Here is a 13,268-nt window from a genome sequence, read left to right on the forward strand (position 1 = left end):
CAGAATTTACATTCGCCACACTCAGCTGTGTAAAGTGGGATAACGTGGTCGCCAACTTCAACGCTTGTTACGCCTTCGCCAACCATTTCAACGATACCGCCACCCTCGTGACCAAGGATAGAAGGGAAGATGCCTTCTGGATCGTCACCTGAAAGAGTGAATGCGTCAGTGTGACAAACACCAGTAGCAACGATACGAACAAGTACTTCGCCAGCTTTTGGCAGTTCAACGTCAACCGTTTCACGCTTTAGCGGCTCGCCCGCTTTCCAAGCAACCATAGCTTTAGATTGGATATGAGTTTGACCAGGTTTGATTTCGATAGTCATGTGATATTTCCTATATTAGTCAGTCAACGTTAAGCTTGTTTGTTATCGCTCTCTCGTTTTGTTGGGGCTAGTATAGGTGTGACTATCAAGTTTGATAATCCCATATTTATGAGAATAATTATTACATATCAGTAATAATCAATAGCAAGACTAATTTCGTCTAACAGTAAATCAAAGGTTTAGCCTAGGCTGAATAAAATCGATAAACGCAGAGATACGCTTAGATACCGAGGATGATTTATAGAACACCGCATTGACTCGATACTGTATTAACTCGATTCAGTGGTCTGCTAGACAAGAAACAGACTCCGCAAGTCGCTGCATCTAGCATCTAGCATCTAGCATCTAGCATCTAGCATCTAGCTAGAATAGAAAAAACAAAGCCCGAATCTAAGTTCGGGCTTTGTCTATTTGGTTGTTCTACTATTCATTATCAATTGGCTTCAAAACTCGGCATGGATTACCGACTGCGACCACATTGTCTGGAATATCTTTGGTCACCACACTACCCGCACCGATCACACTGTTCTTACCAATGTTCACACCTGGGCAAATGATCACGCCCGCACCAATCCAAGCATTGTCACCAATGGTAATTGGGGTACCGAACTCAACGCCTTCGTCGACACGGCTCTTCACATCCAATGGGTGACCTGCCGTGAGCACTTGTACATTCGGAGCGAACAGCACATTGTCGCCAATAGTTACTTCCGCGACATCCAAAATCACACAGTTAAAGTTGGCGTAAAAGTTCTTACCCGGTTTGATGTTTGAGCCGTAGTCACAGCGAAATGGTGGTTCTAAATAAGCGCCTTCAGAATCAGGAATTAGAGTGTCAATTGCATAGCGCCATTCGTCACTGTCTGGAATACTGTTGTTAAGCTTTTGAAGAACCTTACGACACTCGATCCGCTCTGCGTACAGTTCTTCATCCCAAGCAAGGTAAGGCTCACCTGCCAACATCTTCTGTTTTTCTGTTTTCACGTTATTTACCGATTTCCACACTACTTACCCAGTAATGGTCAATACATCGACCAAAAAACGCAATATCGCATATCTTTCCCTCTCACAATAAGAGCGGTTTTAAGAGTCTTACGGAGATGCGCTTCCTGTCACGATTTGTAGTGAACGACCCATTAAAATTCATGTACAACAAACGAAACACATAGATGGCACCAATAAAAAGTTTTTGTTATTAAGCAAAGGCCAGTATGAAATTGATGTAATTTTCGTTTAAGTACACTGAGCAACTGAATCTCGAATTACAAGACTGCCAGTAGTGTCGATGGCATTTGATTGTTCCGAATCTCCAACGATTTGCAGAATCGCTTTTTGCGTCATTTGCTCAAGTGGGACACTCACAGAGGTTAAGCTTGGTGTTAAAAACTCGCCCACTTTGCTGTTATCAAAACCGACGATAGAGATATCTTGAGGTAATGAATACCCTAGCTCCGTTAACGCCTTAATCGCACCAATCGCCATGTCATCGTTTTCAGACAGAATCGCAGTGAAGCTTGCTTTACTTTCTACTAAAGCTTGTGCGGCACGGTAACCACTCTCCATCGTCCAATCGCCTTGAACCACACTAGACTCGTTCAGCTCAATACCATGCTGAGTGAGCACATCTTGATAGGCTTTATAACGTTGCTCATCGGTCGACGACCCTGCTTTACCGCGGATCACCGCAATCTCTGTATGCCCCTGCTCGATGATGTGTTCAACCATCAAACAAGCACTTTGATAATGATCGGTAGTGATAGCATGCTCAGGCTTCGAAGGCATTTCCCGGTTGAGCACCAAAATCGGTGTATCCGTGCTTTCGATGATCTGAGCGATCTCGCTTTCCGTTAAACATTGCGGATAAATGATGATGCCGGCGCATTTCATATCGAGTAGGAAATTGATCGCCTTTCTTTCGTCTTCAGCACTGTGTTTGCCATCGGTGATCACCAATTGGTGATTCGATTTTTCACTGTAAGAAGCCGCGTGATACATCAAAGAAGAGAAGTAAGGACCGTTGAACAGCTCATTGGTGATCACAAAGCCGATGAAATTGGTCTTCTTGGTCGCCAATTGCTGAGCTAATAAGTTCGGTCGATAGCCCGTTTCTTGAATCGCATCAAATACCTTTTTCACCACATCTGGGCGCACGATATTCTTGCCGTTTAAGACACGAGAAACCGTCGACTTAGATACCCCTGCGCGGTTCGCGACATCAAGCATTGTGACCATTTGCTTCTTTTCCTTATATAAAAAATTAGCCGACATAAGCCGACTAATTTAATGCTAGTTCATATTGCGCGTATCTTTATATTACGTAGAACGACGCAGTAAGAGGCATTCTAAATAGTGGCACCGTTAGATGCAATCACGCCTTTGTACCACTCAAAAGACTTCTTGCGCTTACGCTCAAGTGTGCCTGATTGATCGTTGTGTTTGTCTACGTAAATAAAACCGTAACGCTTTTTCATCTCACCGGTGGTGAACGACACCAAATCGATACAGCCCCAAGGGGTATAACCCATGAGGTCAACGCCATCGATCACTACGGCTTTTTTCATCTCTTTTATATGGTCGCCAAGGTAAGCAATACGGTAGTCATCATTGATACTGCCATCTTCTTCGATGGTATCAACCGCGCCAAAACCATTCTCAACGATAAACAGTGGCACTTCATAGCGCTCATAAAGAGACGCCAAACAGTAACGCAAACCTGTTGGATCAATCGGCCAGCCCCAATCGCTCGACTTGATAAATGGGTTCTCTACCGAGTTTTCATGACCACCGTCCATCGCTTCTTCTGTCGATTGATGAGAAGACGAGTCCAAGGTGTTTGACATGTAATAGCTAAAGCCAAGGTAATCCGCTTTACCCTCTTTCAAGATTTGTTCATCTTCAGGCTGCATTTCGATATTGAAGCCTTTAATAGCCCAGTCACGTTTTGCGTAGCTTGGGTAATGACCGCGAACCATCACATCTGAGAAGAAGTAACGATCGCGCATCGCTTGCTGCGCCACCATGATATCTTCTGGCTTTGAAGAACGAGGATAGAAAGGCACCATCGCACACATTGCACCAATCTGAAGATCTGGGTTGATCTCGTGACCTTTTTTAACCACCAAGGCACTCGCAACAAATTGATGGTGAACCGCTTGATACATAGCCTCTTGTGGCTTTTCGCATTGTGGGAACTTCACGCCAGAGCATAACCAACCGAAGATGTCTGCCGAGGTGTTCATCTGGTTATTAATCTCGTTAAACGTCATCCAGTACTTCACTTTGTGCTGATAACGCTCCATCACTGTGGTTGAGTATTTAACAAAGAAATCGATTACTTTTCGGTTCATCCAACCACCATATTCTTTGGCTAGATGGTAAGGCATTTCAAAGTGGCTCAGCGTCACAACTGGCTGAATATCGTATTTCAGAAGCTCATCAAATAGGTCATCGTAAAACGCCAAACCCGCTTCACACGGTTCAGCTTCATCGCCGTTCGGGAAGATTCGTGTCCACGCAATGCTGGTGCGGAAGCACTTAAAGCCCATCTCAGCGAATAACTTAATGTCTTCTTTATAGCGATGGTAGAAATCCACAGCAACTTGGTTTGGGTAGTTTTCGCCGTCGATCACGCCATTGGTGATTCGACGTTGTACACCATGAGCGCCCGCTGTTAATACATCAACAACACTGACACCTTTACCATTCGCATCCCAGCCGCCTTCTAACTGATGCGCTGCTACTGCACCGCCCCATAAAAAATCGTTCGGAAATTCGTTGTTCATACCATTACTCGCTACAAGTTATTCGTGAAAAAGATCGGAACTAGAACGCCAACCGCAGCTCTGAAACCGATTTCAATAAAGCAAAGATACAACCTGAAACCGGTTTCAACAAGAGTTTTTTGGATCTTTTTTTGATCACATGATGGGGTTGAAAAAAGCACTCTTAAGCGATGAATAACATTCAAAAACGCCAACACCTAATGCAAAAAAGCCAGCTCTACGTGGGTTGAGCTGGCTTTGCGTTGTTAAAGAAAAGAGTCGGTCAGACTACGACAATGGCAATTGACGGATCATTTGTTGAACCTCATTACCATATTTTATGCGCTGTCTGGTCTCTTCGAGCGCGTACATTTGAGTCTTCTTCGCTGCAGGATTAACACTTCGACCTTCGGTTACCATATTATCCGCTGATGACTTTTCCTGATCTAATCGCCCAGGTATCGTTTTCACAGTAGACCAGCCCAAACTGCCAATCGAGCGCGCCGTCATTATGCCTTGATAGATGGTATAACCTCGTGCACTCACCTTTACTTGCCCAAGGAGGATCTTAGTGTAGCCGCCATGAATCGGAGGAGGCGTGTACGTCATTGTCTTGCCGCCCTGAGTCATTCTGGTCGCAATCACCTGCCCCTCAGAACTCCCTATTCGCATTGCTGGGTTCGTTTTATTGGCCCATGCCACATTATACTCACCGGAAGGTCTGATTTTATTCATCAAGCGAGAACCTAGGCCTGGCTGTGTGACATCTTCCAAAGCACCACCTGCTCTTACCCAACGCAGATTCTGAACCGATTTATAGGCCGAATATCCACCACTCACTACACCAATAATATCGAATGGGATCGTCGCTATATCGAGTTTGCGGGAAATGTCCCCATCATCAATCACACCAGACGCAATTTGTAATGCACCGCTGGTCATTCCTGCAATACCGCCGATGATGCCCGCAGCTAATACTAAACTTGAGCCACCAGTAGGCGCGGCCAATGCAATGCCAACTATCCCTGCAAGCACACCAAAAGCACCAAACAAGATCTTGCTGATGTTCAGGTGGCCACTTGGGTCAGTGAAATTAATAGGATCATTGTGACAATACACATAAGCATTATGAACACCCTCATTAAAAGGCGCCAAACTGTCGGGGGCATTGAAGCGCATCAGCTTAGGCTGGTAGACGCGATAGCCTTGACCTAAGTGATAACCTTGCAACACAGGGTCCAGCCACTCACCATTGAAGCCAATGTCTGAGTGAGAGATTGCCATCGACTGCGCCATCGCTAAACGAACTGAAGTCGGTAGCAAGGATATGCCACCAGCCACTGCAGCAGTTTGACCAATTTTAATCAGAAACTGACGGCGATTAAGTGGGGTAATAAATACCGAGTCTTTATTCTTCATTTGCATTCCCCGCTTGCTCACGTTGTCCATATGGAGAGTAACGGTACGTTGAGCCCGTTTTTCCTGAAGTATTAGAGGCAACGACAGATCCATTTTGATCGGTCGCTAACAGGTTTGTATCCGAACCTGACTCTGACCATATTGGGACCCCTTCGTGATAGATATACTGAGTCAGTGTGCCGTTTTCCTCTATTGCTGAGAGGTCACCCCATAGATAGCTAAATTGGCGAGATTCAGATGGCGACTGCTGAGCCGAAAGTCGGTCATTACTGTCATAGTGGTAAATCCATTCAGTATTGTCGGCAAACACGCGTTGTAGGCGGTCGAAGTTGTCATACTCGAGCACGCGACCATCCGCGTCTTGAGTCATGTTGCCATTCAAGTCGTACTCGATTGATACTTGGCTATCCAGTTGTGGATGAGAGTGAGTAATACTGGTCAACCGACAAGGGTCATCCGACTCGTAAAAATAACGAGCAAAATCTTCAGATTCAGCCGTCGATGTACGTTGGGTCAACATGTTACCCAACTCGTCGTAGCTCCACTCAATTGAAGTCATTGGCTGTCCCCAATCACTCAAAGGTCCCGTCCCAAAGAATTCAACCTTAGTAAGCTGAGCAAGCTCGTCATAGGTATAGCTTTCTGTCAGGTTGCCTAATGTCGCACACTCTTTTGTACGAGAATCGAGCAAGCCTAGCGCGTTATATTCTTGTGATTGCTCAAAGATATAATGGTCGTTCAAGGCAATAGCGCGGTTCACTTCTCGACTGTATTCATCCCACTCAAGCTCGGTGATTTGAGTTTGATTTCCAGACACCAAGGTTTCGACAATCACACGATCAAACTCGTCATACTCGTAATAAACCGTTGTCGAGTTTGAGCTCAGCTTCACCAAGCGTCCTAGTTCATCATAACCATACTGTCGAGTATCCGTGTCGCCATCAATGGCAGCGATAACCCCACCATCCGAATAGCTGTAGTAACGAATCTGTCCTTCATTCACCTCAACTTCAGGTAACCCCTTCGACGAATAGGTAATGGTACTTTGATTGCCTTCATTATCTTGACTCCCGGTTTGCAAGCCGGATATTGGGTCATGACTATAGTTAGCAACCTGCCCATCAGACGATTTCGCACTCAACACACCCAGCTGACTATCGCGAGTAAACTTACGCACCGGCGCTGACAAGCTAGTTTCGGTTTCAGGAATATTACTGCTGTCTGAGTAGGACCAACTCAACGCCGCTTGAGTACTCGCACCGCGTCGCAGTGTTCGCTGACGCCCTAAGCCATCAATGTCACGTTTCCCCACCGTTGTCCCGCCAATCTTTAGGTCTATAACCTGTGACTGATCGGTATGCTCAGCATAGGTGATGTCGTGATCGACACCGTTCGCTTGAGTCATGCGAATCACGCGATCAAATCGGTCGTAATGGTAGTGCTTAGATTGAGCAAGCGGGTTGGTTTCTTTGATCAGTCTCCCCCACGAATCATACTCATAATCCCAGCTATGAATCCCCTGCTCTTTTTTGTCTTCAAGACCCCAAGTGTTCAGAGAGCTGACCGTCATAGTTAAGCCTTCAATACCCTGAGTTTTCTTACGCGATGCAAGGTTGTTAAATTCAACGCGACGTTTTCCGTTCGCAAGCAGTGTCGATTTAACTTGCCCCCAGTCATCGTATTCATAGCTCTCGGTCAGCACCACAGGTGCCGATCTAGAATTACGATCAGGCAGTACATCGTAGGTACTCTTACTTTGTAGTCTGCCGAACGCATCGTACATTTTTGTCCATACGACTGAGTTGCCAACCTTGGCTTCTAATTCTCGCCCTTGACCATCCCAACTCTGTTCACACAAATTACCTTTGCAGTCTGTTAACAACAGAGTTTGTCGGCTCAAACCTGTATCAACAAGGTATTGGTACGAACGGGATGCACTTCCTTCAATACGCTCTTCGGTGGTTCTTCGCAGCGTGTCATACGCAAATGAACAACTGACACCATCCGAGTCGACATGTCGCGCTAACTCGCCAATATCAAGGTAGTGACCGACAACAAGGTTGGTTTTCGTATTATCATGACAAGTCAGTTCTTCGTGTTCTTCAAGGACATCATTATCCAGTGCATACTGATAGCGCGAAGTGGCAGAATAGACACCATTAGGATGAAGGATGTCATTTTGCACCGAAGCCAGTCGACTAAATGAATAGGTATCACGCGTATCAGTTTGATAGGCATAATGAGTTTGGTAGCGTTGCGTATCTTCTTCTAAGCTCAGCACCACGTCTCGCTGACCATTTAAACCCGCTAGAGAAGCATACTGGTATGCGATCACTCTTTGTTCTGAGCCATTGTCTAACGTGCGAGACTTGACGAAATTCACCATGCCAGTTGGTGATGCCGGACAGCCCGTCTCACCATTTTTAGCATAGTATTCATAGTGTTCCGTAATACTATTCTCGTCGACAAATCTAAGCATGTTGCCGTATTCATCATAGTCCCAGAATCTATTTTGAGCTTGGCTATCCGATCCAGAAAACCAGATCTGCTCCTCTTTACTGATCAATGAGTACTGAGCGGGTTGAGCGGAAAACTCTTGATTATCAAGGGCGGGATAGTCCAACCTTTTCAAATGAACAAGGTTGCCATCGACGTGTCGAGCTTCTTCAACAAGTAAGTGGAATTGGTTGTAGGTTTGAGCAGTGACAATAGAGCCATTTTCAATTTTTTGTACGCGATAGCTGTACTCTCTGCCGCGCTCCAGCAAATTATCAAGCCCTTCGCTCAACTCGCCACCAGGCGATCCGTACCCCATAAAATTACGACTATCGGTACCAATGCTGTCATAGGTTGTCGTAATGATGGGAGAGTTGAGAGTCAGCACATCATGAGCAGTCACCGCAGGTAGATAGGTCATCGAATTAATTCGAATACCATCGGCTCGGTATCTTAGCCTTTCAGTCAAACCGCAAGGATGGACCACTTCATCAATTAACGTGTACGAACCAATATCTTGATAGCCAAAGCCATAACTCCCCGCACGCTCGGGTAAATTGCATTGAACCAGCTTACTGTTGTTTAACGTAAGACTAAAAAAGGCTTCATGGGTGCTGCCAATATTGGTAAAAATGTTTATGCGCCCTGCGCTCACATATTCAACCCACAGCAGTGCCGTTTGCTTATCTGTTCTGTCGTCCCAAACTTTGTCCAAGCGCTTCTTGCCGCCAACATTGAGCCAAGAAAAGTAGAGAGCATGTCCATTACTTTGAACTACCTTAATGATATTGCCATCTTTATCTAGAATATCAGTACGGCCATTTTTATAAGTAATTTCGTAACCATTCGCACTAGACGATACCGAAAAATCGAGCAACTTTTTGTAGCGAATACTCATTTCTAGATTGGCATTTAATTCGGCGCGATAGGATTGTCCATTGGCCAGATAGAGTTGTTTGTTTTCAATATCGTATCTCGGGAGATTCAACTTCCAGCCTTTACCAAAACCAAGGTTGTCGGCTGAGTAAGGAGAGAATTGAATGGAGATGTCGAGGTTTGGTCCCTTGAGCCAGTTACCAATAAGAGAGCCAAGTAAGATTTGGTATGAGTAGCTTCTGGTTCTTTGGTCTACGCCGCCCGAACAAAAGCTATCAAAGTTAAAAGCATTTGAAGTCCAATTAGACATAAATTTCCCCTAAAGTGAATGAGTTAGCCCAAATGGTTGAGCTAACTCTGTTTTGTTCGAATGTTATTGGCTAACTAGGGTCCAACGGGTGTAATCCCATTTCTGACCACCACCAGTAAATTCACTTTGAGGATAAGTAAGCTTCAATGGTCCCTTGTTACCGTACTGGTCAAATACAGTAAATCGGTACTCCTTTTGCGAATCGTTGTTTGATGTTGCGTTATTCGAATATAACAGCTTGCTAAGAGTCACTGATCTCAACTGTTGGTTCACACGCCACACAGCAGTTCTGCCTTCACCAGCAGCACTATTCCAAACATACTCGTCAGAGACATTGCGCTCTGAACCTGGAACAAATATATAACCTTTCACAGAGCGATTATCGTCTGGGCAATCTGAGTAGCAGCCCAACCATTCATCGTTTAGGAACACTTTATCGCTATCCGACTCGTCAAAGTTATCCATAGCAACCTGAACCAGTTGAACGGACGTATCTTTCGGCGTCACATAAAAGTTACGCATCTCTGCTTTATCAAAATAGAACCCGTCGGCGTTGGCTTCTTCCCACACCAACTCACCTTCTCCAAGCTCAGAAAAATCAGCAGCGCTGTAAGACTTAGGCTGCACGCTTTGGTAGAACGCACTGCTTTCATTCGGGAAGGCACAGCTATCGTAGTAATTGTTGTCATACTGGCTTCCGGCATCGAACTTAACCTTCATACACACTTCACGATATTGAGCGACTTCGTTGCTATACACCCAAGCGGTTAATTTAGTATCACTCGCTGAAACACGAGACGTAGGAAGGGTTTTCGAGTAACCGTAACTGCTGCCCATTTGGTGAGAGTAGTCATTTGGATTCAACGTGTATCCCCAACAACCTCTTCCGTAACTGCAGTCTTTATCTTTGCCTAACTCCTGCCCACTATTCTTTAGGTAAAAAGATATCGCCCCCTCTAAGTCACTCTTAGATACGGTCACTGGTCTGCCGTAACTATCCGCAAAAGAAACAGAAACGCTGAGTTTTGACTGCATTCTTCCGTTAGCATAAAAAGGCATTGGTACACCATTGCTTTCATTATGATCAGCCGTCAGATCATCGTCGACCACATGATAATCACCATTAATGGCAGCAACACTTACATTAGAAAAAACACACGCCGACATTGCTAATAACAATGACTTCTTCATCGATAACTTCATAGTATTGACCCTCAACATTATTCGTTAAGAAATTAAATAAAAAGCACAGTTATCTTTAGATATGACAGTTTTTTGATAATTAAATCATCTTAAGGTCTTTGCCTTATTTAATGTTCACATCATCAAATTTGTAAACGCCATTGACCACTCCGATAACCATTACTTACAACCCATTTAATTGATTAAACGGACAGCGCCAAGTTAATTAATCACCTTAGCAATGTAAAATTTCTAAATATTGAAAAGCCAAACTAGGACATAAAACAAACTTACAAACCATCCGAATATAAAACAATGATTTACATTGACTTAAATGTTAATAGTTCAACAATATTCAAGTAATCACTCACCTCCACAACAAAGAAGGATTAGTTTTTACAAAATTCGGCATGTTTATTTGTTGTCACTCGCATCAATACCCACACTTAATGTTAATAATATCAATGATTTTAGAACGTTTTTTATAATTTAGAATATATTCATAGAAAGTTAACCATATAAATAAAGAGGATATAATCATCACTTTACTTATTATCGAGTAAACTTCAGGTCTCGTTAAATTTGTCAAAATTTAATTTTCATCATTAAGTTATAAAATAAACTTTCGTTTATCGTGATAAAAATAATCTATATGGTTTTACCTCATTCCTATTAATTAAATTTATGAAAGATTCATTAATTCCTATCCGTTACTCATCAGAGTTTTCTTGATAACTTATTTGACCCGTCTACCAGTGTAGGCTTTATGCTCAGCACCCATTCATCAAGAGGTGTGTTATGTCTATTCATCGTTCCTTCGCAGTACCTCGTCCGCTGCTTTCATTTTTCGACGGACTGTCCGACCCAGCAAAAGGAATTGCACTGGCGCTTATCTCAAATGCGCTGTTCATATTAGTCGGCGTTATTGTCCGCGAGTTGAGCCAGAGCATTGATATTTTCCAGATCTTGCTATTTCGCCAACTGGTTTTTGTGACCTTATTAATGCCATCGATAATCAGCAACATCGATGCAATGCTCCACCCTAAAATGGTGTCGATGCATGTATGGCGTGTCACAGGAGCGTTCATCGCACTCTACTTCAGCTTCTTAACCGTCAGTAATATTCCGTTTGCCGATGCAACCGCATTAGGATTTCTGAAAGTGTTGTTCGTGGCAGTTATCTCTCGTTTATTCCTGAAAGAAAACGTTGGTTGGGCTCGCATGACGACGATCCTAATTGGCTTTACTGGAGTGATGTTAGTCGTACAACCCTCCTTAGAAAGCGAATCTATGTTCTATGTTGGAACAGGATTAGTCGCGGCATTAGGTGCTGCTATTGCGGTTATCTGTGTAAGGAAAATGGCGAATGTAGAATCGAAAACCGTTGTATTGGCCTACCAAGCCATCTTTGTTGGCGCTGTTGCGTTAATCCCAGCGATCATCGAATTGCAATGGCCGACATGGTCTGAACTGGCTTTATTAGTTCTGGTCGGTGTGATCTCTTCTATCGGGCAGTGGTTTGGAGTGACAGCCTATAAATGGGGGGAAGCGAACGTGGTGTCAAATGTCGAATACTCACAAATGATCTACTCAATGGTTCTAGGCTTTCTGTTGTTTGCGGAATTACCAAATTCACTCGCTTTGATCGGTACGAGCGTGATTTTATTCAGTGCCATCCTACCGTTTATCATCAAAGCGAAGCAGAAATAGTAACTGTCACTATTCGGTGATAACGGCTAACTATTTATGCCCCAAACCGCATTTAGCAAGGGGCATTGATCATTCGTTTATCAATGGTGCTCAAAATACTGATCGTGTTGTGATTTAGCCGATTGGTCTTGAGTACCAGGATAGAACTGGACGAGCGTCTGGTCGGCGAGCGTAAGATGAATCCAGCCTTCTTTAACCCTTAGCCAATTGGTACCGTTTTTCTCATAGACAATAGGAAAACGGCCCCAGCCAGAATCCGACACCTGTAGCTCTTGAAAGCGTTCAATTGAGGTAAGCTGCTCGCTTTCAAAACTTGCACTAGAATAAACAGGCAAAGGTGCAATAGCATCGCTTGGCTTAAACGTATAACAACTTACAGACGCAGAAGTACGGTCAAACCATTGATACGGTTGAGCTCCGATTAGATCGTAGACCGTACAATCATTAAATTTGATAGCCCACGCTTGATGCTCTTTAAAGCCAAGGTAGCCAATCGGTTGAGATGGTTCGATTGTTGTCTCTGGTGCATCAACCTGTGCTAGCTCTGAGGACGTACATCCCATCAAACTCAGACTAAAAACAAAAGCCAAAATTCGCTTCATCATTGCCCCCTCAAATCCGTAAGTCATTCAATCGAGTTCTTACATTAAACGGTAAGTTCCAAGCGATTACCATCAGGATCGAGTACACAGCTCTCATAATAGCCATCACCGGTTCTTCTTGGACCATCTAAGCGTTCATACCTCTCTTCAACCAAGCGGCGAGTAAGCTCATCTACTGCTTGCTCTGAACCCAATGAAATAGCCATATGAATGAAGCCAGTGAATTGATCATAGATGTCATCTTTCGATTCAGGAACCGAGTCCATTTCCATGATCTCTAAGCGGCTACCACTCTCAAAAGACAAGAAGTAAGACGAAAAGCCTTTGGTTGGATTGTGGTATTTCTGGTTAGATGTCGCGCCAAAGTAATCTTCATAAAATCGTTTAAGTACTTCGAGTTGTTTGGTCCAAATCGCGATATGTTCAATCTTCATTTTTATCACCTAATGTTTACGTATGACACTAGATTACTCGCCAAATAAGGAAGGATAAACAGAACAGAAAGTACCATTAGCATTCCTATTTTATCGGTGACATTTCGCCCAGTCGCTGCGCAATATTGCTATCTCAGTTTGTGTAATAGTTA

10 protein-coding genes are annotated in these 13,268 nt (G+C 44.0%); 1 reads left to right on the forward strand and 9 read right to left on the reverse strand.

Annotated features, from left to right (window positions below; genetic code table 11):
- The 7 genes from F0232_RS02510 to F0232_RS02540 form a co-directional block, all read right to left on the reverse strand.
- The coding region (locus tag F0232_RS02510) for an alcohol dehydrogenase catalytic domain-containing protein (protein ID WP_171750665.1) at positions 1–326 on the reverse strand (326 nt) is incomplete at its 3' end.
- Between the two features lie 423 nt (positions 327–749).
- Positions 750–1,310: a sugar O-acetyltransferase gene (locus F0232_RS02515; RefSeq protein WP_061032057.1), complete on the reverse strand. Its 561-nt coding sequence runs from the start codon at positions 1,308–1,310 to the stop codon at positions 750–752.
- 249 nt (positions 1,311–1,559) lie between these two features.
- Positions 1,560–2,558 (reverse strand): LacI family DNA-binding transcriptional regulator, encoded by a 999-nt coding sequence (locus tag F0232_RS02520; protein WP_061032056.1) that lies wholly within the window; start codon positions 2,556–2,558, stop codon positions 1,560–1,562.
- Positions 2,559–2,668: 110 nt separating this feature from the next.
- The gene (locus F0232_RS02525; protein ID WP_105058514.1) at positions 2,669–4,108 is read right to left on the reverse strand and encodes a 6-phospho-beta-glucosidase; all 1,440 of its coding nucleotides are present in this window, start codon (positions 4,106–4,108) and stop codon (positions 2,669–2,671) included.
- A 267-nt stretch (positions 4,109–4,375) separates the two neighbouring features.
- A complete protein-coding gene (locus tag F0232_RS02530) occupies positions 4,376–5,506 on the reverse strand; it encodes an RHS repeat-associated core domain-containing protein (protein ID WP_061032054.1) in 1,131 nt (376 codons plus the stop codon).
- The gene (locus F0232_RS02535) at positions 5,496–9,188 is read right to left on the reverse strand and encodes an RHS repeat protein (protein WP_105058515.1); all 3,693 of its coding nucleotides are present in this window, start codon (positions 9,186–9,188) and stop codon (positions 5,496–5,498) included. The genes F0232_RS02530 and F0232_RS02535 overlap by 11 nt, the downstream gene beginning before the upstream one ends.
- Positions 9,189–9,251: 63 nt before the next feature.
- Entirely contained in the window at positions 9,252–10,379 is a 1,128-nt protein-coding gene (locus F0232_RS02540) for a hypothetical protein (RefSeq protein ID WP_105058516.1), read from the reverse strand.
- 789 nt (positions 10,380–11,168) lie between these two features.
- On the opposite strand from F0232_RS02540, the gene F0232_RS02545 reads away from it, so the two are divergent.
- Positions 11,169–12,080 carry a DMT family transporter gene (locus F0232_RS02545; protein ID WP_105058517.1) on the forward strand — a complete coding sequence of 304 codons (912 nt, stop codon included), beginning with the start codon at positions 11,169–11,171 and terminating at the stop codon, positions 12,078–12,080.
- Positions 12,081–12,160: 80 nt separating this feature from the next.
- Here the strand turns inward: F0232_RS02545 and F0232_RS02550 are convergent, their stop codons facing one another.
- Together F0232_RS02550 and F0232_RS02555 are read right to left on the reverse strand one after the other, a co-directional pair.
- Complete coding sequence (locus tag F0232_RS02550) at positions 12,161–12,685, reverse strand: hypothetical protein (protein WP_105058854.1); 525 nt, start codon at positions 12,683–12,685, stop codon at positions 12,161–12,163.
- 41 nt (positions 12,686–12,726) lie between these two features.
- A complete protein-coding gene (locus tag F0232_RS02555) occupies positions 12,727–13,116 on the reverse strand; it encodes a VOC family protein (protein ID WP_105058518.1) in 390 nt (129 codons plus the stop codon).
- Positions 13,117–13,268: the final 152 nt, after the last annotated feature.

It is taken from the genome of Vibrio sp. T3Y01 (assembly GCF_013114525.1).
In the GTDB taxonomy this organism is placed as follows: Bacteria; Pseudomonadota; Gammaproteobacteria; order Enterobacterales; family Vibrionaceae; genus Vibrio; species Vibrio chagasii_B.